19 protein-coding genes and 1 pseudogene are annotated in these 20,894 nt (G+C 74.4%); 11 read left to right on the forward strand and 9 right to left on the reverse strand.

The features are described 5' to 3' along the window. The first annotated feature begins 34 nt into the window (after nt 1-34). Both C2142_RS39820 and C2142_RS14905 read left to right on the forward strand, forming a co-directional pair. A pseudogene (locus C2142_RS39820) lies at nt 35-1,173 on the forward strand (dihydrofolate reductase family protein). 143 nt (nt 1,174-1,316) lie between these two features. After that, complete coding sequence (locus C2142_RS14905) at nt 1,317-1,979, forward strand: HAD-IA family hydrolase (protein WP_148644796.1); 663 nt, start codon at nt 1,317-1,319, stop codon at nt 1,977-1,979. Nucleotides 1,980-2,073: 94 nt separating this feature from the next. Here the strand turns inward: C2142_RS14905 and C2142_RS14910 are convergent, their stop codons facing one another. After that, nucleotides 2,074-3,423 carry an amidohydrolase gene (locus C2142_RS14910; RefSeq protein ID WP_148643088.1) on the reverse strand — a complete coding sequence of 450 codons (1,350 nt, stop codon included), beginning with the start codon at nt 3,421-3,423 and terminating at the stop codon, nt 2,074-2,076. A 416-nt stretch (nt 3,424-3,839) separates the two neighbouring features. Here C2142_RS14910 and C2142_RS14915 point away from each other — a divergent pair, with 416 nt between their 5' ends. Continuing rightward, nucleotides 3,840-5,006 (forward strand): serine hydrolase domain-containing protein, encoded by a 1,167-nt coding sequence (locus C2142_RS14915; protein ID WP_162002474.1) that lies wholly within the window; start codon nt 3,840-3,842, stop codon nt 5,004-5,006. A 100-nt stretch (nt 5,007-5,106) separates the two neighbouring features. On the opposite strand, the gene C2142_RS14920 is transcribed toward C2142_RS14915, so the two are convergent. After that, the gene (locus tag C2142_RS14920) at nt 5,107-7,956 is read right to left on the reverse strand and encodes a hypothetical protein (protein ID WP_148643090.1); all 2,850 of its coding nucleotides are present in this window, start codon (nt 7,954-7,956) and stop codon (nt 5,107-5,109) included. A 189-nt stretch (nt 7,957-8,145) separates the two neighbouring features. Here C2142_RS14920 and C2142_RS14925 point away from each other — a divergent pair, with 189 nt between their 5' ends. Together C2142_RS14925 and C2142_RS14930 are read left to right on the forward strand one after the other, a co-directional pair. Next, nucleotides 8,146-8,403: a type II toxin-antitoxin system prevent-host-death family antitoxin gene (locus C2142_RS14925; protein WP_148643091.1), complete on the forward strand. Its 258-nt coding sequence runs from the start codon at nt 8,146-8,148 to the stop codon at nt 8,401-8,403. Further along, the gene (locus C2142_RS14930; protein WP_148643092.1) at nt 8,400-8,660 is read left to right on the forward strand and encodes a Txe/YoeB family addiction module toxin; all 261 of its coding nucleotides are present in this window, start codon (nt 8,400-8,402) and stop codon (nt 8,658-8,660) included. Before C2142_RS14925 ends, C2142_RS14930 begins: the two co-directional genes overlap by 4 nt. A gap of 183 nt (nt 8,661-8,843) precedes the next feature. Here C2142_RS14930 and ychF read toward each other — a convergent pair whose 3' ends face one another. Continuing rightward, the gene (gene ychF / locus C2142_RS14935) at nt 8,844-9,917 is read right to left on the reverse strand and encodes a redox-regulated ATPase YchF (RefSeq protein WP_148643093.1); all 1,074 of its coding nucleotides are present in this window, start codon (nt 9,915-9,917) and stop codon (nt 8,844-8,846) included. Between the two features lie 75 nt (nt 9,918-9,992). Then, on the reverse strand, nt 9,993-10,385 hold the full coding sequence (locus C2142_RS14940; protein ID WP_148643094.1) for a glyoxalase: 393 nt from the start codon (nt 10,383-10,385) through the stop codon (nt 9,993-9,995). 265 nt (nt 10,386-10,650) lie between these two features. Here C2142_RS14940 and C2142_RS14945 point away from each other — a divergent pair, with 265 nt between their 5' ends. Then, nucleotides 10,651-11,220 carry a DUF6542 domain-containing protein gene (locus C2142_RS14945; protein ID WP_148643095.1) on the forward strand — a complete coding sequence of 190 codons (570 nt, stop codon included), beginning with the start codon at nt 10,651-10,653 and terminating at the stop codon, nt 11,218-11,220. Between the two features lie 55 nt (nt 11,221-11,275). Here the strand turns inward: C2142_RS14945 and ppgK are convergent, their stop codons facing one another. Together ppgK and C2142_RS14955 are read right to left on the reverse strand one after the other, a co-directional pair. Continuing rightward, nucleotides 11,276-12,022 (reverse strand): polyphosphate--glucose phosphotransferase, encoded by a 747-nt coding sequence (ppgK, locus tag C2142_RS14950; RefSeq protein WP_148643096.1) that lies wholly within the window; start codon nt 12,020-12,022, stop codon nt 11,276-11,278. 158 nt (nt 12,023-12,180) lie between these two features. Further along, entirely contained in the window at nt 12,181-13,155 is a 975-nt protein-coding gene (locus C2142_RS14955; protein ID WP_148643097.1) for a 4-hydroxy-3-methylbut-2-enyl diphosphate reductase, read from the reverse strand. Between the two features lie 87 nt (nt 13,156-13,242). Here C2142_RS14955 and C2142_RS14960 point away from each other — a divergent pair, with 87 nt between their 5' ends. The 4 genes from C2142_RS14960 to C2142_RS14975 all read left to right on the forward strand — a co-directional run bounded on the left by C2142_RS14960 (nt 13,243) and on the right by C2142_RS14975 (nt 17,236). After that, nucleotides 13,243-14,586: an APC family permease gene (locus C2142_RS14960; protein ID WP_148643098.1), complete on the forward strand. Its 1,344-nt coding sequence runs from the start codon at nt 13,243-13,245 to the stop codon at nt 14,584-14,586. Nucleotides 14,587-14,653: 67 nt separating this feature from the next. Beyond that, nucleotides 14,654-15,898, forward strand: a complete 1,245-nt coding sequence (gene xseA, locus C2142_RS14965) for an exodeoxyribonuclease VII large subunit (protein ID WP_148643099.1) — start codon at nt 14,654-14,656, stop codon at nt 15,896-15,898. Between the two features lie 315 nt (nt 15,899-16,213). Continuing rightward, a complete protein-coding gene (locus tag C2142_RS14970) occupies nt 16,214-16,465 on the forward strand; it encodes an exodeoxyribonuclease VII small subunit (RefSeq protein ID WP_148643100.1) in 252 nt (83 codons plus the stop codon). Between the two features lie 168 nt (nt 16,466-16,633). Then, on the forward strand, nt 16,634-17,236 hold the full coding sequence (locus tag C2142_RS14975; protein WP_148643101.1) for a malonic semialdehyde reductase: 603 nt from the start codon (nt 16,634-16,636) through the stop codon (nt 17,234-17,236). Nucleotides 17,237-17,316: 80 nt separating this feature from the next. Here C2142_RS14975 and C2142_RS14980 read toward each other — a convergent pair whose 3' ends face one another. Further along, nucleotides 17,317-17,871 carry a DUF4245 domain-containing protein gene (locus C2142_RS14980; protein WP_346766379.1) on the reverse strand — a complete coding sequence of 185 codons (555 nt, stop codon included), beginning with the start codon at nt 17,869-17,871 and terminating at the stop codon, nt 17,317-17,319. A 196-nt stretch (nt 17,872-18,067) separates the two neighbouring features. On the opposite strand from C2142_RS14980, the gene glpX reads away from it, so the two are divergent. Then, nucleotides 18,068-19,108 carry a class II fructose-bisphosphatase gene (gene glpX / locus C2142_RS14985; RefSeq protein WP_148643103.1) on the forward strand — a complete coding sequence of 347 codons (1,041 nt, stop codon included), beginning with the start codon at nt 18,068-18,070 and terminating at the stop codon, nt 19,106-19,108. A 344-nt stretch (nt 19,109-19,452) separates the two neighbouring features. Here glpX and C2142_RS14990 read toward each other — a convergent pair whose 3' ends face one another. Together C2142_RS14990 and C2142_RS14995 are read right to left on the reverse strand one after the other, a co-directional pair. Next, nucleotides 19,453-19,782: a WhiB family transcriptional regulator gene (locus tag C2142_RS14990; RefSeq protein WP_206671008.1), complete on the reverse strand. Its 330-nt coding sequence runs from the start codon at nt 19,780-19,782 to the stop codon at nt 19,453-19,455. Nucleotides 19,783-20,103: 321 nt separating this feature from the next. Then, the gene (locus C2142_RS14995; protein ID WP_241002589.1) at nt 20,104-20,841 is read right to left on the reverse strand and encodes a DUF1707 domain-containing protein; all 738 of its coding nucleotides are present in this window, start codon (nt 20,839-20,841) and stop codon (nt 20,104-20,106) included. Between the last annotated feature and the right edge of the window lie 53 nt (nt 20,842-20,894).

Consider the following 20,894-nt stretch of genomic DNA (forward strand, 5'->3'; position numbering starts at 1 on the left):
CGGTGGACGGGCACCCGAGAGAACGGTTTCCACCATGCCCGGCCGCCGCCCCTTCGTCCTGTTGAGTGCCGCGATGTCACTCGACGGGCACCTCGACGACGCCTCCCCCGAGCGGCTGCTGCTCTCCAACCCGGCCGACTTCGACCGGGTGGACGAGGAGCGCGCCGCCAGCGACGCGATCCTGGTGGGCGGCAACACGCTGCGCGCGGACAACCCCCGGCTGCTGGTCAACGACCCCGCCCGGCGGGCCGCCCGGCTCGCCGCCGGCCGGCCCGAGTACCCGCTGAAGGTCACGCTGAGCACGAGCGGCGCCCTCGACCGGTCGCTGCGCTTCTGGCACACCGGCGGCGAGCGGCTCGCCTACTCCACGGACGCGGGCGCCGCCGTGCTGCGGCCCGCCCTGGACGGGCTGGCCGAGGTGGTGGCGCTGGGCGCGGCGGTCGGGCTGGGGGCGGTGCTGGACGACCTCGGCGCCCGCGGGGTGCGCCGGCTGATGGTCGAGGGCGGTGGCAGCGTGCACACCCAGTTCCTCGCCCAGGGGCTGGCCGACGAACTCCAGCTGGCCGTCGCCCCGCTGCTGGTCGGTCAGGCGGACGCGCCCCGCTTCGTCCACCCGGCGGCCTTCCCCGGCGGCCCGGCCCGCCGGATGCGGCTGCTGGAGGCACGTACGGTGGGCGACGTCGTCCTGCTCAGGTACGCCCCGAAGGAGCCCGCCCCGTGACCACCGACCCGTCCGACCTCCGCTTCCTGCGGCGGGCCGTCGAGCTCTCCCGCCGCTGCCCGCCGTCCACGACCGCGTTCTCGGTCGGCGCGGTGATCGTCGGCGCGGACGGCGAGGTGCTCGCCGAGGGCTGGAGCCGGGAGACCGACCCGCATGACCACGCCGAGGAGGCGGCCCTGGCCAAGCTCCCGGCCGGCGACCCCCGGCTGCGCGGCGCGACCGTCTACAGCTCGCTGGAGCCCTGCGGGCAGCGCGCCTCGCGGCCGCACCCCTGCGCCCGGCTGCTGGTCGCCGCGGGCGTCCCGCGCGTGGTGGTCGCCTGGAGCGAGCCGGACACCTTCGTCGCCGAGACCCAGGGGACGGCGCTGCTGGAGGCGGCCGGGGTCGAGGTGGTGGAGCTGCCGGAGCTGGCCGCGGAGGCCCGCGCGGTCAACGCCCACCTGCTGGGCTGATCTTTTGTATCCTTGTTGAACAATAGACTCGCACTCTCTGGGCCCCGCCCGCGAGGAGCCGCCCCATGCCCGCCGCCACCCCCGCGCTCGCCACCACCTCCGGCCCCGCCGCCACCCCCGCGCTCGCCACCCCCGCCGTGCCGATGACCACCCCCGCCGTAGCGATGACCACCCGTGCCCTCCTGCTGGACATGGACGGCACCCTGGTCAACTCCGACGCCGTCGTCGAACGCTGCTGGCGCCGCTGGGCCCGGGAGCACGGCCTCGACCCGGCCGAGGTGCTCCGCATCGCCCACGGCCGCCAGGGCCACACCACCATGGCCGTCCTGCTGCCCGGGCGCCCGGCCGACGTCAACCTCGCCGAGAACCGCCGCATGCTCGCCGAGGAGCGGGCCGACACCGAGGGCGTCGTCCCCGTCCCCGGCGCCGCCGCCTTCCTCGCCGCGCTGGCCGGCCTCCCGCACGCCCTGGTCACCTCCGCCGACGAGCCGCTCGCCGAGGTCCGGATGGCCGCCGCCGGCCTCCTGCTCCCGCCGGTCCTGGTCACCGCCGAATCGGTCGGCGCGGGCAAGCCCGACCCCGAGGGCTTCCTGAAGGGCGCGGCCGCCCTCGGCCTCTCCCCCGCCGACTGCCTCGCCTTCGAGGACTCCGAGGCCGGCATCGCCGCCGCCAAGGCCGCCGGCATCCCCGTCGTCGGCATCGGCCCCCGCGCCGCCGCCCACCACCCGACCGCACACGCCGCCACCCTGGAGGGCGTGACCGTCGCGGCCGCCGGCGACGGCACCCTGACCGTCCACATCGCCTGACGCCCGCCCGCGGGGCCGGCAGCCGGGCGCCGGCCCCGCGGTTCCCGGGGCCCGGCCTCAAGCGCCGGGCGGGCGGGAGCCCGGAGACGGGCCCCTAGCGACGGGTGCGGGTGGCGAGCCAGCCGGCCATCGCCCGGACGCCGACGCCGATGGCCCGCTCGTCCGGGGTGAACGTCTCGTAGTGCGGGTAGCTCGTCTCGATCCCGCTGCCCGGCGTACGGACCCCGAGGAAGGTGTAGGTCCCCGGGATGCGCTCCATGAACAGCGCGTAGTCCTCCCCGTTGAACGGGAAGGCGGCGTGGTTCACCGTCACCCCGCCGGTGCCGAGCACCCGGCGCAGGTGCCGGGCCAGGGCGTTGGCGTCGTCCTCGGGGCAGACCAGGGCCGGGAACGGATCCCGCGGATACGTGACCACCGCCCCCGCGTACGACTGCGCCAGCTGGCGGATCCGCTCCCGGATCTCGACGTTGCGCTCCTGCGGCCAGCAGCGGAACTTCACGTCGAGCCTGACCCGGCCCTCGGCATCCGGGTCGTTGACCTTGCCACCGGTCACCACGAACCGGGCCAGCGGCCCGTCCGGCGTCTGCACGTCCGCGACCATCTTCTCCAGGTCCGCGGGCCCCTGCGGCATGGCGACCGTGCCGAGCCGGCCGATCTCGGCCTTCAGCCGGCCCGCCGCCGCGGTCGCGTCCGGCCCGGCCAGCGTGACGGCGGCCCAGTCCTGGCCCGGCAGCCCGCTGCCCGGCGTCACGGCGAACCGCCCCACCGGGTACGGCCCGCAGTGCAGGGCGTGGATCTCCTCGGCGCCGGTGGTCTCCAGCACCCCGTCGTCGATCATCGCCCGGGCGCCCACCAGGCCTTCCTCGCCCGGCTGGAAGAAGAACACGACCGTGCCGCTCAACCGGTGCCGCAGCTGCGCCAGCGTCTGGGCGACGCCGACGCCCACCGTGGTGTGGAGGTCGTGCCCGCAGGCGTGCGCCGGCGGCTGGTTCGGCGCCGAAGGGCCCGGCACCCGGGGCACGATCCCGTCGCCGGGCACCGCGTCCATGTCGGCCCGGTACGCCACCGTCCGCCCGGGGCGCGCGCCCCTCAGCACGGCGACCACCCCGGTGCCGGGCACCTCCTTGCCGTCCTTCACCGTGCGGCCCACCCCGGTGGTCACGTCGAGGCCCGCGGCGCGCAGCCGCGCGGCCACCGCGGCCGCGGTGTACGTTTCCTTCCCCGTCGTCTCCGGGTGCTGGTGGAGGTCGCGCCGCAGCGCGATCAGGTCGCCGTCGAGCCGGGCGGCGACGGCGTCGACCGCGGCCTGGTCGATCGGGTTGCGCCGACGCTCCGAGTCCGCCGCCGCAGCGGTGCCGGACGCCAGAACGGCGCCGACCCCGGCCACCGCGGTGCCGCCCAGAAGTGTGCGGCGGCTCAGGGCAGGCCTGTTCGGACGAGTCATGAATTCCCCCTGTGATCGTGCGGAGTGCGCGCCCGCGCATCGCTGCGACGGGCGGTGGAGATGCGGACGGCCACCGGCCGGGGTGACGACGCCGGCGTGGTCACGGCCGTACGCCCGCCCCCGCGTTGATGATCGGCAGCCAGCCACATGGTCACACGGATTGATCAACTCGCCTACGGCGCAAGGGAAGTAAGAGATGACATTCCGATTTCCGCCCGCCACCGAACCTCCGGTGGCGGGCGGCATCCGCGCCACGGCCACCCGTTCCGGCCTGGAACATCAGGGCCGCCCCTGACGGAACCATGACCCCGCATCAGGGAGAAACCAGGCCCGCGGCTCCCCCTTTCATGATCCTCGGGCGGCCCCCGGTGCCCTACGTTGGTGCCGTACCGACAACGACCACGGGGGGTCCCCAGATGAACCGCAAGTCCGCGGCAATCGCAGCGCTCATAGCCGCCGCCGTCCTCGTCCCCGCCGCCGCACCGGCCGTCGCCGCGCCGCTCGGCGGCTCCGCCGTCGCGCAGGGCCGGCCTGCCGACCGGGCCGCCGACCGCGCCGCGCTCCAGCAGGCACTCGACGCGGCGGTGGCCGGCGGGGCTCCCGGCGCGATCGCCGAGGTCCGGGACGAGCACGGCACCTGGCGGGGCGTCAGCGGCTACGCCGACCTGGCCGACCGGCAGCGCCCGCAGGCCTCGGACAGGTTCCGCGCCGGCAGCGTGACCAAGAGCTTCACCTCCACCGTGGTGCTCCAGCTGGTGGCCGAGGGCCGGATCGGGCTGGACGACCCGATCGAGCGCCACCTGCCCGGCCTGCTGCCGAACGGCGACCACATCACCGTCCGCCGACTGCTCAACCACACCGCCGGGCTCACCGACTTCATCGAGCTGCTGCTGGCCGATCCCGGCGCCGTGCAGGCCGCCCAGCACACCACCTACACCCCGGAGCAGCTGATCGGCCTGGCCGTGCAGCACGGCCCGAAGTTCGCGCCCGGCACCTCCTGGGGCTACTCCAACACCAACTACTTCGTCCTCGGCCTGCTGGTCGAGCACACCACCGGCCGCCCCTTGAGCCAGGAGATCACCCGGCGGATCCTGCACCCGCTGCACCTGAGGAACACCTCGCTGCCCGGCTCCGACCAGCTCCCCGGCCCGCAGCTGCACGGCTACGAGTGGCTCGCCGGACCGGGCGCCGCACCGGTCGACCTCACCACCTTCAACCCCTCCGTCTACTGGGCGGCCGGCGGGATCGTCTCCACCACCTCCGACCTGAACCGGTTCTACCGGGCCCTGTTCGGCGGCGAGCTGCTGCCGCCGGAGCAGCTGCGCGCGATGCAGGAGATGCAGCAGACCGACCGGGACGACCACCGCACGTACGGGCTCGGCCTGGAGGCCCGCCCCGCCTGCGCCGACGGCAGCCGCGTGGTCGGCCACACCGGCAGCGTCGCCGGCTACACGACCTTCAGCTTCACCTCGAAGGGCGGAGGCCGGCAGCTCACCCTGGCCGTCAACACCAGCGTCACCCTGCCCGCGGCGGCCGGCGACGCGATGAACCGCCTCGTCACCACCGCCCTCTGCGACCGCTGAACCGGCCGCACCCTCCGCACCGAGACCCGCGGGCCGGGACGGCAGCACCTGCTCCGTCCCGGCCCGCCGGCCGTTCGTCCCGCGGGCGGGGAGTTCCCCGTCAGCCCAGCCGGCCGAGCACCGCCCGCAGGCGGCGGGCGTCCCGCAGCCGCTGCTCGTACGTCGCCCCCAGGGCGAGCAGCAGGAGTCCGACGGCGGCCAGCGGCACCCAGCGCGGCACCAGGCCGAGCACCTGGACGACGGTGGGCGCCAACTCGTGCACGCCGACGAGCAGCAACACCGCACCGCCCAGCAGCAGCGGGCCCTGCAACCGGCGCCTGACCCCCAGCACGGTCACCACGGCGGCCGCACCGCCCAGCAGCAGCGGACGCAGCCAGTGCCCGTCGGCCCAGACCGCGACCAGGCTGGGCGCCAGCCCGAGCACCAGCCCCGGACCGTACGCCGCCCAGGAGTTGGCACCGGCATCACGCCGACGCCGGAGCACGCCGAGCACCAGAGCCGCTGCCGACACCGTCAGGCTGTAGGCCTCGGGCGTCCGCACGTCCCAGAGCGCCAGCCGCAGCCAGGAGGCGGCGATCAGCAGGACGACCGCCGTGACGGTGGCCGCCCGGCGGCGGTCGGCGCGCAGCGCGATCCCGAGCCCGGCCACCCCGGCCACCGTCAGGACGAGGGCGAGCCGCTCGGGGTGGCCGGCCGTCAGCGTGCAGGCGACGGCGGCCAGGAGGTAGCCGGTGCCCTCGACCGCCCGGGAGACCTGTCGCGGTGAGATCCGGGCCGCGACCGGGGCCGAGCCGACGGCGACCGCGAGCAGGGCGAGCACGATGTCGGGGAGCGCGAGCCCCGCCGTCGCCCCGGCGGCCGCCGCCTCGCCGCCCAGCGCCAGCACGGCGCAGACCGCCGTGACGTCGGGGCGCAGCCCGCCTGCCGTGGTGGCGCCCGCCGCCCCGGCCGGGATGCGGGCCGGGATGCGGGCCGGGATGCGGGCCGAGATCCTGGTCGATGCCAGAGTCACCGTCAGGGCCGTGGCGAGGACGGCGCCGAGGGCGAGCACGAGGATCGTGGCCGGGCGGTCGGCGAGTGCCCAGAGCAGGGCGAGGGCGGCGGCCACCACCAGCGCGGCCGGTCCGGCCGGCCTGGCCGGGCGGAGCACCGCGTACCCGGCGGCGACGACGGCGAGCGCGGCAGCGGCGCCGACCGCCACGCCGTACGGCAGCCCGAACGCCACCGGCAGCAGGGCCGGCCCGGGGACGGCGGCCACCGCGAGGACCGGGTCCGTCCAGGCCGGCGGCCCCTCCGGCCGGGCCGTGACCCCGGGTGCCCCGGGCCGCTCGGCCTGCTCGGACTGCGCGGGCCGCTCGGCCTGCTCGGACTGCTCGGGCTTCACGGGCCGGAGGACCTCGGCGTCGAGCACCCGGAGGGCGGCGAGGGTCCCGGTCAGCAGCCAGTAGCCGGTCAGCCCGGCCGCCGGGGCCTTCCAGGCCCAGGCGGGCGCGGCCGGGGCCGGGACCGTCCAGGCCGTGGCGAGGTGCGCGAGCGGCTCGAAGAGGGCGGGCACCAACTGGGTGAGCGGCAGGAACGAGCCGGCCAGCAGGACCAGCCCCGCCGCCCGGAACAGTCCGGTCGGGACGACGCCCGCGGTACCCGCTCCCGGCCCACCGGACGCCCGCCCGCCCCACGGGGAGACGGCCGCGCCCGCGCCGACGGCGAGCAGCGCGGCCGGCACCGCGTAGCCGACCCCGCACCAGCCGACCGGCAGGAGCGCGCCGAGCGGTCCCCCCGCGGCCGCCAGGACGGCCGCCCCGGCCACAGCGGCCGCCAGTTGCCGGGCGCCGACCGTCAGCCCGGCGATCCCGGACCCCGGGTACGGCCGCGCCACGGCCAGCGCCACCAGCGCCAGTACACCGAGCGGAAGCCAGGCCCAGACCGGCGCCATCGTCCCGCCGTCCACCGCGGCCGCCGTCCGGCGCACCGCGGCCACCAGCGACGCGTCCACGGCGAGCGCGCCGCCCGCCAGGCCCCACACCGCGGCGATCAGGCCGGCCGACGGCAGCAGCCCGTCGAGACGGAGCCGGCCGCGCAGCCCGTCGCGGGCGGACGCCCACCGGAGCACCCCGTAGTCCGCGGCCGTCGTGGCGACCAGCGCGGTGGCGTTGCCGAGGAGGCCGCCCAGCCCGACCGCGTGGACGGCGAGCAGTGCGGGCAGCCGGCCGAGCAGGAAGCCCGCCACCAGCGGCGCCCGCATCCGCGTAGCACCGCCGTACACCGCCGAACCGGCGGCGACCAGGGCGGTGCACGCCGCCCAGTAGCCGGGCGCCCCGATGGCGCCCGCGCCGGCCAGGCCCCCGGCGCGCAGGGCGTAGCAGTCCAGCAGCACCAGGACGAGTCCGATGGTGGCGAAGGTCTCCGCGGTGGCCGCGAGTCCCCTGCGACGCAGCGGGAGCGGCACGGCGAGGGCGCATCCGGTCAGCACGGACAGGACGGCGGCGCGGCCGCCGATCCCCAGGTGGCCCCAGCTGACGACGGTGAACACCAGCGCGGCGACCACCACGAGGGCGCCGCCGAGCACCAGCAGCGCGGTCTGCGCGGACCGCCCGGAGACCTCGGCCTGCCGCCCGCCCTGCGGGCCGGCCCACACCGCCCCGGGCCCCGGCACGGGCGCCGGCGCCGGGTCCGGGGCGTACCTGAGCGCGCGGAGTGCGACGAGCAGTTCCTCCCGCTGGGCCAGCAACTGCCCCCGGCGCTCCTCGACCGCCTCCAGGCCCTGCTCGACCCGCCAGAGCCGCGCCGCGAGGTCACCGCGCAGCGGCAGTCGGCACGAGAGGCACCGCGCAGGCGGCCGCTCGCCGAGCTCGGCCCCGCAGTCGGGGCAGCGGGACGCCCCGCCGGGCCCCCAGGGGCGTGACGACCCGTCACCGGGCGGTGCGGGGCGGTCCGAAGGCTGGCTCTCCATGCCACGGAGTCTGCCGAGCGGCACCCCGGCGCACATGAGTACGCGTACTCAACTGCCCCGCCGCCCGGCCCAGGGGGCGTTCCGGGTCCGGGCCGGCACAGAAAAGAGGCCGGGGCAGCGGCGCCAGCACCCTTGTCGCCGCGGAAGCCCGGACGTACAATTTCCTGTACCTATCGGAGGAGCCGCGCCATGAAGACGATGACCTACTCGGAGTCCCGCGCACGCTACGCCGAGGTACTGAACGCGGTCACGGACGACCGCGAGGAGATCGTGATCACTCGCGCCGGGCACGAACCGGTGGTCATAGTCTCGCTGGAGGACTACCAGTCCCTCAAGGAGACCGCCTACCTGCTGCGCAGCCCTGCAAACGCCCGCCGCCTCCTGGCCTCCATCGAGGAGCTGGAGAACGGCGGAGGGGTCGTACGGGAGCTGGCGGACCCGGAGTGAAGATCACCTTCGCCTCCCGGGCCTGGGAGGACTACCTGTGGTGGCAGGTCCAGGACCGCAAGATCCTCAAACGGATCAACACGCTCGTTGCCGACGTCGCGCGCAATGGCAACGAGGGAATCGGCAAACCGGAGCCGCTCAAGCACGGGTTCCAGGGGTACTGGTCACGTCGGATCAATGACGAGCACCGCTTGATCTACAAGGTCACCGACGACTCGATCCTGATCGCCCAGTGCCGCTACCACTACGGGAGCTGAGCCGGCGACGCGAGTCGTCGACCGCGACACGACGGGAGGCACCCCGGGCCGATCCCCGGGGAGCCTCCCGCCTGTCACTCCACGACGGTGCGCCGCCACGGCCGCCGCAGCGATCCGCCCGCACGGACCGAAAGGCCGCCCAACCCACTCCGTCACAGGTCAGGCGGCCTTTCCGCAGTTCGACTAGACGTTGAAGCGGAACTCCACCACGTCGCCGTCCTGCATGACGTACTCCTTGCCCTCGATGCGGGCCTTGCCCTTGGAGCGGGCCTCGGCGATGGAGCCGGTCTCGACCAGGTCGGCGAAGGAGATGACCTCGGCCTTGATGAAGCCCTTCTGGAAGTCGGTGTGGATCACACCGGCCGCCTCGGGGGCGGTGGCGCCCTTCTTGATGGTCCAGGCGCGGGTTTCCTTCGGACCGGCCGTGAGGTAGGTCTGCAGGCCGAGGGTGTTGAAGCCGACGCGGGCGAGGGTGGCGAGGCCGGGCTCCTCCTGGCCCATCGACTGGAGCAGCTCCAGGGCCTCGGCGTCGTCCAGCTCGATCAGCTCGGACTCGATCTTGGCGTTGAGGAAGATCGCCTCGGCCGGGGCGACCAGCTCGCGCTGGGCGTTCTTGAAGTCCTCGTCGCCCAGCTCGTCCTCGTCCACGTTGAAGACGTAGAGGAAGGGCTTGGCGGTCAGCAGGTGCAGCTCGCGGATCGGGGCGGTGTCGAAGCCGGCCTCGAAGAGGGTCTTGCCGGTCTCCAGGACCGCCTGCGCGGCCTCGGCGGCGGCCAGGACGGGGGCGGTGTCCTTCTTCAGGCGCGCCTCCTTCTGGAGCCGGGGCAGCACCTTCTCGATGGTCTGGAGGTCGGCCAGGATCAGCTCGGTGTGGATGGTCTCGATGTCGTCCTTGGGCGACACCTTGCCGTCCACGTGCACCACGTCCGGGTCGGTGAAGGCGCGCACGACCTGGCAGATCGCGTCCGACTCGCGGATGTTGGCGAGGAACTTGTTGCCCAGGCCCTCGCCCTCGCTGGCGCCGCGCACGATGCCCGCGATGTCGACGAAGTCGACGGTGGCCGGGAGGATGCGCTGCGAGCCGAAGATCTCGGCCAGCTTGGCCAGCCGCTCGTCCGGGACGCCGACGACGCCGACGTTCGGCTCGATGGTGGCGAACGGGTAGTTGGCCGCCAGCACGTCGTTCTTGGTCAGGGCGTTGAACAGGGTCGACTTGCCGACGTTCGGCAGGCCGACGATTCCGATCGTGAGCGACATGAAGCGCAGTCCCGTGGGCTTGGAGGAGTTGGGTCGGCACCGTGCGGGCCGATCGCCCAGTCTACGGGCAGGCGGTCAGACGTCGGCGTCCGCCGGTAGCGGCTCCAGGAACTCCAGGCGGTTGCCGAGGCCGTCACTGGAGTGGAAGCGGCGGTGGCCGGGCAGATTGTCGTCCCAGACGACCTCGTGACCATGGGCGGCCAGCCGCTCGGCGAGCGCGTCCAGCGCCTGCACCTGGATGCCCGGGTGCCCCTTGCGGGAGGGCCGGAACTCCGGCACCACGCCCAGGTGCACCTCGACCCCGCCGCCCCGGAACCAGCAGCCGCCGCGGGCGGCCAGCACCGGGGGCTTGGCCAGCTCCGTCATGTCGAGCACACCGTGCCAGAACGCGCGGCAGTCGTCCTCCGCGCCGGCCGGGATGTCGAGCTGGACGTGGTGCAGCCGTTCGAAGGTGAATTCCCTGGTCACGCGTCCCCCTGAAGCAGTTGGGCAATGATCACACCAGTACTCCGTTCGAAGACACGGATCAAGGCCCGGGGGGCCATTACACAGTGTGGCGATGGTCGGACCGTACGTTGGGCGGGTGGAGCAGAGCATCCGAACCCAGCCGCCAGGGCCCAGACGCCGTCCGCCGAACGGCGCGGCCGGGACCGCCGTCCCCGGGCCCGGGCGGGCCCCCGAGACCGCCGGGGCGGCCGGAGACCCCGCGGCCCCCGCCTCCCGGCTACGCCCCGTGGCCGGCACGCCCGCCCGCGCCCGCCCCGGCGGGGCCCGGCCCCGGCTGCGCCTGTCGTTCGGTCCGCGCCCCGGCGACCGGACCGGGGAACGGGCGGGCGGGCGCACCGACGGACAGGGGGCCGAGCGCACCGGCGCCCGCGGTGACGGCCGCCCGAACGGCCGCCTCTACGGGCGCCGGCGCACCGGACGGCCGACCCGGCTGACCGCGGTCGGCACCGGCGTGGCCGCCCTGGTCGCGACCGTCGCGGTGGCCGGCCTCGACCGGCTGGCCTTCGGCGGGCTCGGGGTGCTGTTCGGCATCGGCTACCTGATGGTCTGCTTCCAGCTGGCCGTCCGGGTCCGCTTCGCCGACCTGCTGGCCGCGCCGATCAGCGGGCCGATCGCCTTCGCCGTCTCGCTGCTGCTGCTCGGCCCGGTCACCTCCTCCGGGGTGACCGCGCAGGCGGTGGCGCTGGCGACGGGCCTGGCCCTGCGGGCCGGCTGGCTGTTCTCCGGCACCGGACTGGCGGCCGTGATCGTCCTCGCCAGGTTCGTGGCCCAGCACCGGATCCACCGGGCCCGCTGACGGGGGCGGCCGACCGCCACCCCCGTCGGCACGACCGGCCGGGCGGCACGAAGGGTCAGGCGCAGGCGCGCGCCGCCGCCATGGCCGCCCCGACGATCCCCGCGTCGTTGCGCAGCTCCGCGGGAACGACCCGGGCCCCGCGCTCGCGCAGCAGCGGCAGGAACTTCTCGTGCTTGCGGCTCACCCCTCCGCCGATCACGATCAGCTGCGGCGAGAACAGCATCTCCACCAGGTCGAGGTACTCGTCGACCCGGACCGCCCACTGCTCCCAGTTCAGCCCGTGCCGCTCCTTGGCCGCCGAGGAGGCGCGCCGCTCGGCGTCCTTGCCGCGCAGTTCCAGGTGGCCCAGCTCGGTGTTGGGCACCAGCACGCCGTCCACGAAGAGGGCACTGCCGATCCCGGTGCCGAAGGTGAGGACCAGCACCACGCCCGCCTGGTCGCGCCCGGCGCCGTGGGTGAGCTCGGCGTACCCGGCCGCGTCGGCGTCGTTGAGGACGGTGGCCGGCAGGTCGAGCGCCTCGCGGAACAGGCCGGCGGCGTCCAGGCCGATCCAGCCCTTGTCGACGTTGGCCGCGGTTCTGGTCCGGCCGTTCACCACCACACCGGGGAAGGTCAGCCCGACCGGGCCCCGGTGGTCGAACTGCCTGACCACCTCCCGGACGGCGGCGACCACGGCCTCCGGTGCGGAGGGCCGCGGGGTGAGGACCTTGTGCCGCTCCTGGGCGAGCACGCCCCGGCCGAGGTCGACGGGGGCGCCCTTGATGCCCGAACCGCCGATGTCCACACCGAATACCGCCGTCATGACGACCGCCCTCCGCCGTAACCCGAAGCCGTTCGCGCACGGGCCGGGGTTGTCCACAGCCTGTGCACACCTGGGCACAAAACTACGAGAGCCCACCCGGCCGCGCACAGCGGAGAGCCCGGCGCCCACAAGGCGCCGGGCTCTCCGGAGGGTCGGGTCTACAGCTTGCCGGCGGCCTCGGACCGCAGGTCGCGGCGGAGCTCCTTGGGCAGCGAGAAGGTCAGGTGCTCCTCGGCGGTCTTGACGGTCGACACGTCGCCGTAGCCGCGGGCGGCCAGCCAGTCCAGGACGCCCTCGACCAGGATCTCCGGCACCGAGGCGCCGCTGGTCAGGCCGACCGTGGTGACGCCCTCCAGCCAGGACTCCTGGATCTCCTCGGCGAAGTCCACCAGGTGGGCGGCCTTGGCGCCGTACTCCAGGCCGACCTCGACCAGGCGGACGGAGTTGGAGGAGTTCTTCGAGCCGACCACGATCAGCAGGTCCGTCTCGGGCGCCATCTGCTTGACGGCGACCTGGCGGTTCTGGGTGGCGTAGCAGATGTCGTCGCTGGGCGGGCTGACCAGCAGCGGGAAGCGCTTCTTCAGCTCGCCGACGGTGGCCATGGTCTCGTCCACCGAGAGCGTGGTCTGGGAGAGCCAGACGACCTTGGACTCGTCGCGGACCTCCACGTTGGCGACGTCCTCGGCGCCGTCCACCAGGTGGATCCGGTCCGGGGCCTCGCCCATGGTGCCGACGACCTCCTCGTGGCCCTCGTGGCCCACCAGCAGGATGTCGAAGCCCTCGTCGGCGAAGCGGACGGCCTCCTTGTGCACCTTGGTGACCAGCGGGCAGGTGGCGTCGATGGTGGCGAGCTTGCCGGCCTTGGCCTCGTCGTGGACGGACGGCGCGACGCCGTGCGCGGAGAAGACCACGATCGAACCCTCGGGCACCTCCTCCGTCTCGTCGACGAAGATCGCGCCCTGCTTCTCCAGGGTCTGCACCACGTACTTGTTGTGGACGATCTGCTTCCGGACGTAGATCGGCGCCCCGTACTGCTCCAGGGCCTTCTCCACGGCGATCACGGCGCGGTCGACGCCCGCGCAGTAGCCCCGGGGGGCGGCGAGCAGGACACGGCGCTGCGCGGTGTTGGACATGGCTCCATCGTACGGGCGGAGGCAAGCCGCGCCGACGGGCGCCGCGTTCGGACCGGAAACGGCCGCCGATGCTCAAATGTGGAAGTTATGAGCGAGCGAGTCGAAGCCGGCGGCCTGCGGCGCAGCCTGGGTGTCCGCGACCTGATGGTGTACGGGCTGCTGTTCATCGCCCCGATGGCACCGGTCGGCGTGTTCGGCGTGCTGGACGCCAAGAGCCACGGCGCGGTGGCCGCGGTCTACCTGGTGGCGACCGTCGCGATGGGCTTCACCGCCTTCTCGTACGCCCAGATGGTGCGGGCGGTGCCACAGACCGGCTCGGTGTTCGCGTACGCGCGGGCCGGCCTGGGCGAGGCGCCCGGGTTCGTCGCCGGCTGGATGGTGATGCTCGACTACCTGCTGATCCCGGCGGTGGCGTACCTGTTCTCCGGCATCGCGCTGCACTCGCTGGTGCCGGACGTGTCCCGCTGGGTGTGGACGGCGCTGGCCGTCGTGGTGACCACCGCGCTCAACCTGGCCGGGGTGCGGACGGCGGCGGTGGCCGGCCTCGCCGTGCTGGTGATGGAGGTCGCGGTGCTCGCGGTGTTCCTGGTGGCGGCCGCGGTGGTGCTGGGCCGGGACGGCGCGCAGCGCGGCTGGGAGACGCCGCTCACCGCGGTCGGCGGCTTCTCGCTGACCGCGGTGATCTCCGCGGTCTCGGTGGCGGTGCTCTCCTACCTGGGCTTCGACGCGATCGCGACCTTCGTGGAGGAGGCGGTCGGTGCCTCGGCGGCGGTGGCCCGGGCCCTGCTCTGGTGCCTGGTGCTGGCCGGCGTCCTGTTCGTGGCGCAGACCTACCTGGCGGCGCTGCTGGAGCCGGCCACCCCGCAGCAGCTGGCCGCCGACCCGGCCGCCCAGGGCTCGGCCTTCTACGACACGGTGGAGAGCGGCGTCGGGCACTGGCTGCACGTCCTGGTCGCCGCCAGCAAGGCGGTCGGCGCGGCGTTCGCGGCCCTGGCCGGGCAGGCGGCGGCCGGGCGGCTGGTCTACGCGATGAGCCGGGACGGACGGCTGCCGCGGGCCCTCGCCACGGTGGCCCCGGCCACCGCGGTGCCGCGCCGGGCGCTGCTGGTGGCGGCGGTGATCACGATGGGGGCGGCGGTCTGGGCGGCCGACCGGGACGACGGCCTGGACCAGCTGACCTCGGTGGTGAACGTCGGCGCGCTGACCGGCTTCGCCCTGCTGCACGCCTCGGTCATCGGCTGGTACGCGGTGAAGCACGGCTCGCGGGACTGGCTGCGGCACGTGGTGGTGCCGGTGCTGGGCATCGCGGTGATCGGGGCGGTGGTCTACGAGGCCTCCCGGACGGCGCAGATCACGGGCGCCGTCTGGCTGGGCGTGGGGCTTCTCGTCCTCGTCGTGCAGGGCACCTCCGCCGTGGGAATCCGCCGGTAGGGCGACGGCACCGGGGAGCGCGGCCGCGGGTCTGGCGGTGTCGGCGCGCGCCGCTAGCCTCGTACGCATGGCCAACACCAGCTCCCCCGAAGCCCCGCTCCCGGTCGGCAAGGTCTCCGCACTGATCGGCGGCTGGATCGACCGGCTCGGCGCGGTCTGGGTGGAGGGGCAGATCACCCAGCTGAGCCGGCGGCCGGGCGCGGGCGTGGTGTTCCTGACGCTGCGCGACCCGCAGGCCGACGTGTCGCTGACGGTCACGTGCTTCCGCTCGGTCTTCGACCAGGTCGCGGACGTGGTGCAGGAGGGCTCGCGGGTCGTCGTGCACGCCAAGCCGGAGTGGTACGCGGCACGCGGCCAGCTCTCGCTGCGGGCGGCGGAGATCCGGCTGGTCGGGCTGGGCGAGCTGCTGGCCCGGCTGGAGCAGCTGAAGCGGCGGCTCGCCGGGGAGGGCCTGTTCGCGGCCGACCGGAAGCGGCCGCTGCCGTTCCTGCCGCAGTGCGTCGGGCTGGTCACCGGGCGCGGCTCGGCGGCCGAGCGGGACGTCCTGGAGAACGCCCGGCGGCGCTGGCCCGCCGTCCGCTTCGAGGTGCGCAACGTCCCCGTGCAGGGCGTCAGCGCGGTCGAACGGGTGAGCGCGGCGGTGCGGGAGCTGGACGAGCACCCCGAGGTCGACGTGATCATCGTGGCCCGCGGCGGCGGCAGCGTCGAGGACCTGCTGCCGTTCTCGGACGAGGGGCTGGTGCGGCTGGTCGCGGCGGCCCGGACGCCGGTGGTCAGCGCGATCGGCCACGAGCCCGACCAGCCGCTGCTGGACTTCGTCGCCGACCTGCGCGCCTCCACCCCGACCGACGCCGCCAAACGGGTGGTCCCGGACGTCGGCGAGGAGCTGGCCAAGATCCGGAACCTGCGCGACCGGGCCCGGCGGCACGTCCTCGGCCGGGTCGACCGGGAGCAGCACGGGCTGGACGGCGTCCGCAGCCGCCCGGCGCTCGCCGTGCCGCACCGGATGCTGGACGGGCGCGGCCAGGAGGTGGCGGCCCTGCTGGAGCGGGCCCGCCGCACCCTCGGGCACCGGCTGGACCACGCGCAGAGCGACCTCGGGCACACCCTGGCCCGGGTGGTCGCACTCTCCCCCTCGGCCACCCTGGAGCGCGGCTACGCGGTGCTCCAGCGGGCCGACGGCACCGTGGTGACCGACCCGGCACAGGTGGCGGCCGGCGACGCGCTGCACGCCCGGGTGGCGGGCGGCGGCTTCGGCGTGACGGTGGCCGGGGCTCAGGACCCGGCCCGGGCGCAGGACCCGGCCCGGTAGGAGCGTCGGCACGCGGTGGGAGCGCCGGCGGGCGGGCTCCTCGCCGCCGTTGCCGACGTGCGGGGCGCTCCGACCGCCCGGCGGGCGGTCGGCTGTTGGTGCCAGCCCCTACGCTGGCTCCCGTGGCTCCTCCGCCCCGTGGACGGGGCGGCCTCTCACCCGGCTCCGGAGAACCTTGACGGCCAGGCCCTGATCCACTGCCCGAGGGCCACCGCCCGAGGGCAGGGCCGCAGCCTGACGCGCCGTTCGACGACCCCGGGGGCGAACGATGCTTTTCCTCGCGACCTGAAGGCGCGGCCTACCGTAAGGAGAGACATGGCAGATCAGCAGGAGGAACAGGCCGTTCCCGCAACACCGGACGACGCGCTGGGGTACGAGCACGCCCGGGACGCGCTGCTGGAGGTGGTCCGGCAGCTGGAGAACGGCGGCACGTCGCTGGAGGAGTCGCTGGCGCTCTGGGAGCGCGGTGAGCAGCTGGCGAAGGTCTGCCAGCGCTGGCTGGACGGCGCCCGGGCCCGGCTGGACGCCGCGCTGGCGGCCGAGGAGGACGGGCCCGCCGGCGAGTAGGACGGGCAGGCCGGGCGCCGGACGGGCAGACCGGGCATCGGACGGGTGATGCACATCACATGGACACAGGGAACAGTTGAATGTTCACACATGTTGGGAACCTGTGATCGGCCCGGCCGGTCGTCCAGACGAACCCCGTCCCGAATGACGCATGAGGTGCAGACAAGCATGACCACCGACGCCCTGGTACTCGACGCCGCCGCTCAGGACCTGCTCTTCCGCGAGGCCCGCACCGCCAACACCTTCACCGACGAGCCGGTCTCCGACGAGCAGATCCAGGCCATCTACAACCTGGTCAAGTTCGGCCCGACCGCCTTCAACCAGCAGCCGCTGCGCGTCGTCCTGGTCCGCTCCGCCGAGGGCCGCGAGCGTCTCGTGCAGCACATGGCGGACGGCAACAAGGCCAAGACCACCGCCGCCCCGCTGGTCGCCATCCTGGCCGTGGACAACGAGTTCCACGAGGAGCTGCCGACCCAGCTGCCGCACTTCCCGCAGGCCAAGGACATGTTCTTCACCGAGCGCCCGGTCCGCGAGGCCTCCGCCTCGATGAACGGCGCCCTCCAGGCCGGCTACTTCATCATCGGCGTGCGCGCCGCCGGTCTGGCCGCCGGCCCGATGACCGGCTACGACGCCGCCGCCATCAACAAGGAGTTCTTCGGCAACGGCGATCACTCGGTGCTGGCCGTGGTCAACATCGGCAAGCCGGGCGAGGACGCCTGGTTCCCGCGTTCGCCGCGCCTGGCCTACGACGAGGTCGTCACCACCGTCTGATGCGGTGACGCGTGCAGACGCGTACAGAAGGGCCCCGCGCCGGTTCCGTCCGGCGCGGGGCCCTTCTCGTACGTCCGGGGCTACTTGAGGGCCTGCGCCAGCTCGGCCAGCTCCTCGTAGGAGGCGGTGCCGGTGAGCACCGTGGTGGCGCCGCCGGTCTGGATCGTGAGGGCGCGCGCCTTGGGGCCCTGGAGGCGCTCCCAGGACTGCCCGGCCACCTCGGAGGTGCCGTCCGGCTTGCCGCCGGCCACCGTCGCGTCGAGCAGGATGTCGCGGGCGACGTCGCTCTGCTCGATCGCCGCGTACTGGCCGGCCGGGGTCACGAAGCCCAGGTGCCAGGCATTGCCCTTGCCCTTGCCGAGCGTCGCCGGGTCGTAGGTCACCGAGGTGGCCCGCCACTTGTCGGAGAGGCCCTCCGGGACGAGCAGGGCGTACGGCGCGGCACGCTTCGCCGAGGCCGCGGCCACCCGGTACTCCTTCGTGTGGACCCCGTCACCGTTCGCGTCGTGCGGCAGGAACAGGTACCCGATCCAGACCACGGCGCCGACCGCCAGCATCGACAGGACCATGTCCCGTACCGTCTGCCGGCCCCTCATGCCTCTGCTCTCTCCAGCCACCCCCACATGGTGACTCATCCGGCCCCGGCCACCGACACCCGGGGTGCCGCGTACGGGTGAACGGGGGCAAACCCGATGTTTCCGGCAGGGGGCGGCGACCCGCGCCACAGACAGTCATCTCGTGGGCAGATACGATCGCAGGACCCTCACCACGGCGTTCGACCTGGCAGTAGTCGGGCGCTCACTGGCCGTCGCGTACAGAGAGGTAACGACGATGACCACGCAGTACCCGCACAACCTCCCCAGCGCCCTGGAGGTCGCGCCCGAGGCTCCCGACCGGAACCTCGCGCTCGAACTCGTCCGGGTCACCGAGGCGGCCGCCATGGCGGCCGGCCGCTGGGTCGGCCGTGGCGACAAGAACGGCGCCGACGGCGCCGCCGTCAAGGCCATGCGCACGCTCGTCTCCACCGTCTCGATGAACGGTGTCGTCGTCATCGGCGAGGGCGAGAAGGACGAAGCCCCGATGCTCTACAACGGCGAGCGGGTCGGCGACGGCACGGGCGCCGAGTGCGACGTCGCGGTGGACCCGGTCGACGGGACCACCCTGACCGCCAAGGGCATGAACAACGCCGTCGCGGTGCTCGCCGTGGCCGACCGCGGCACGATGTTCGACCCCAGCGCGGTCTTCTACATGGACAAGCTCGTCGCCGGCCCGGAGGCCGCCGAGTTCGTCGACATCACCGCCCCGGCCGCCGTGAACATCCGCCGCGTCGCCAAGGCCAAGGGCAGCGCCGTGGAGGACGTCACCGTCGTCATCCTGGACCGCCCGCGCCACGAGGGCCTGGTCAAGGAGATCCGCGAGGCCGGCGCCCGGATCAAGTTCATCTCCGACGGCGACGTCGCCGGCGCCATCATGGCCGCCCGCGAGGGCACCGGCGTCGACCTGCTGATGGGCGTCGGCGGCACCCCCGAGGGCATCATCGCCGCCTGCGCGATGAAGTGCATGGGCGGCGTCATCCAGGGCCGCCTCTGGCCCAAGGACGAGGCCGAGCGCCAGAAGGCCCTCGACGCCGGCCACGACCTGGACCGCGTCCTCACCACCGACGACCTGGTCAGCGGCGAGAACGTGTTCTTCGTCGCCACCGGCATCACCGACGGCGAGCTGCTGCGCGGCGTCCACTACCGCCAGGAGACCGCCACCACCAGCTCGCTGGTCATGCGTTCCAAGAGCGGCACCATCCGGGAGATCCACTCCACCCACAAGCTGTCCAAGCTGCGGGCCTACAGCGCGATCGACTTCGACCGCGCCAACTGACCCCGGACGCACCCGCGACGGCCACGCCCGCGGCCTCGGCGAAATCCCCCTTCGCCGAGGCCGCGGGCGTTCGTGCACGTGGGCGTTGGTGCACCGTGGGTGTTGCTGCGAGCGGGTGCCGGTGCGGACGTTGAGGTGCGGCGGGGGCCGACCCGTACGGGGGCAGAGCTGCGCGGGCGTCGGCGTGTGCGGGCGTCGGCGTACGCGGGCGCCGAGGTGGCTGCGGGTGCCGAGGTGGCTGTGGGCCCTCGCTCAGCGGCCAGTGCCCAGCGCCCCGCGCCCGTCCCGCCCGGGCCTGTCCGACCCGTCCGGCCTGCTCAGCCCGTTCGGCCCGCTCAGCCCGCTCAGCCCGCTATCCGGCGCGGGCGGGACGCCTCCCGCAGCTCCGTCTCCCGGCGCCGCCTGCGGGCCAGCACCACCCGGCGCTCGGCCGCCGTCAGTCCGCCCCACACGCCGTACGGCTCCGGCTGCGCGAGCGCGTGCTCCCGGCACTCCAGCAGCACCGGGCAGCGCGCACAGACCTGCTTCGCCTGTTCCTCGCGCGAAAGCCGGGCCGCAGTGGGCTCCTTGGAGGGCGCGAAGAACAGCCCCACCTCGTCCCTGCGGCAGGCCGCGCCGGTGTGCCAGGGATCGTCGTCGCCCTGCGGCTGGGCGCCGGGCCGGCGCTCCAGCACCTGCGCGGCGGCAAGGGGCGATGTGGGGCGGGACTCGATCGGATGCAGCACGGCCGTACTCCTGACGAGGCTCTCGGACACGGGGAATTTCGCACCCCTGCCCGGCTGCGAGCCCCCGCTCTTCACCCCCCGAGCCGGCCTCAGGCCGCCTCCGGTGCACAGCCGTACAAGAAGCGATGTGCGAGAGGAACTACCCCGCCGGACCGCGATTCATGCACACTGCACGCAATCGACTACAGAGTGCACCCGGCGCAACGGCGAGTGCCCGGGCGGGAGTTGCTCCCACCCGGGCACACTTCCGGCCTCCGGGGCCGGCCCGGCCTACTCGGTGCCGAGCTGCTTGCGCACCCATTCCTTGAGCTTCTTGCCCTTGCGCGGCCGCGCCTCGCAACCACCGAACACCGCCATGCCCTTGACCCGGACGACCGGCGCGTACGGGTCGGCGGCGATCCGCTCCTTGACGTCGAAACCACCGAAGATGCCGACGCCGCCGCCGATCAGGCTGACGTTCTCCGGCACCCTGATCTCGACCCCGCCGAAGATCGACACCACGTCGATGACCACCTCCGGCGACTCGAAGACGGCATCGGTCAGGTCGATCTCGATCCCGCCGAACACCGCCACCGCCCGCAGCTGCGAGCCGACCCGCCAGCGGCCCTTGCGGGCGGCGGCCCCGAAGACCGCGACCATGGTCGGCGCCTCGTGCCGCGCCGGCAGCCGCACCGGACCGTCCGGGCGCCCGCCCGGCTCGCCCAGCGGGGGCTTCTCGAAGGAGATCGACCGGTGCGCCGGCAGGTCCCTGGTCAGCGGCGCGAGGTCGCCCAGCGTCTTGGCCCCGTACGCGGCCCCGATCCGCTCGGAGTGCTCCTCCGCGTCCAGCCGGCCCTCGGCGTAGGCGTCGCGCAGCAGCTCCGCCACCCGCTCGCGGTCGGCGTCCGAGGCCCTCATCTCGGCCTCCGGCACCGGGGCGTGGTCGGCACGGGCGGGCCGCTTCGCCTCCGGCTTGGTCATCGGTACGGGCGGCTGCCCCTGGTCGTCGCTCGACGGCGTGTTGTCCACGGGCCAAGCCTAGCCACCGGGGCGAGCCCGCACACGCGTCCGAGTGACGCCGG

It is taken from the genome of Streptomyces sp. CB01881, from assembly GCF_002953255.1.
GTDB lineage: Bacteria > Actinomycetota > Actinomycetes > Streptomycetales > Streptomycetaceae > Kitasatospora.

What these genes read in the sequence shown, in the direction of transcription:
- C2142_RS14955 (WP_148643097.1), bottom strand. Translation starts at nt 13,155, where the DNA reads ATGTCCAACACCGCGCAGCGCCGTGTCCTGCTCGCCGCCCCCCGGGGC.
- glpX (WP_148643103.1), top strand. Translation starts at nt 18,068, where the DNA reads ATGACCACGCAGTACCCGCACAACCTCCCCAGCGCCCTGGAGGTCGCG.
- C2142_RS14970 (WP_148643100.1), top strand. Translation starts at nt 16,214, where the DNA reads ATGGCAGATCAGCAGGAGGAACAGGCCGTTCCCGCAACACCGGACGAC.
- C2142_RS14960 (WP_148643098.1), top strand. Translation starts at nt 13,243, where the DNA reads ATGAGCGAGCGAGTCGAAGCCGGCGGCCTGCGGCGCAGCCTGGGTGTC.
- ychF (WP_148643093.1), bottom strand. Translation starts at nt 9,917, where the DNA reads ATGTCGCTCACGATCGGAATCGTCGGCCTGCCGAACGTCGGCAAGTCG.
- C2142_RS14975 (WP_148643101.1), top strand. Translation starts at nt 16,634, where the DNA reads ATGACCACCGACGCCCTGGTACTCGACGCCGCCGCTCAGGACCTGCTC.
- C2142_RS14925 (WP_148643091.1), top strand. Translation starts at nt 8,146, where the DNA reads ATGAAGACGATGACCTACTCGGAGTCCCGCGCACGCTACGCCGAGGTA.
- C2142_RS14920 (WP_148643090.1), bottom strand. Translation starts at nt 7,956, where the DNA reads ATGGAGAGCCAGCCTTCGGACCGCCCCGCACCGCCCGGTGACGGGTCG.
- ppgK (WP_148643096.1), bottom strand. Translation starts at nt 12,022, where the DNA reads ATGACGGCGGTATTCGGTGTGGACATCGGCGGTTCGGGCATCAAGGGC.
- C2142_RS14980 (WP_346766379.1), bottom strand. Translation starts at nt 17,871, where the DNA reads ATGAGTCACCATGTGGGGGTGGCTGGAGAGAGCAGAGGCATGAGGGGC.
- C2142_RS14910 (WP_148643088.1), bottom strand. Translation starts at nt 3,423, where the DNA reads ATGACTCGTCCGAACAGGCCTGCCCTGAGCCGCCGCACACTTCTGGGC.
- C2142_RS14915 (WP_162002474.1), top strand. Translation starts at nt 3,840, where the DNA reads ATGAACCGCAAGTCCGCGGCAATCGCAGCGCTCATAGCCGCCGCCGTC.
- C2142_RS14905 (WP_148644796.1), top strand. Translation starts at nt 1,317, where the DNA reads ATGACCACCCCCGCCGTAGCGATGACCACCCGTGCCCTCCTGCTGGAC.
- xseA (WP_148643099.1), top strand. Translation starts at nt 14,654, where the DNA reads ATGGCCAACACCAGCTCCCCCGAAGCCCCGCTCCCGGTCGGCAAGGTC.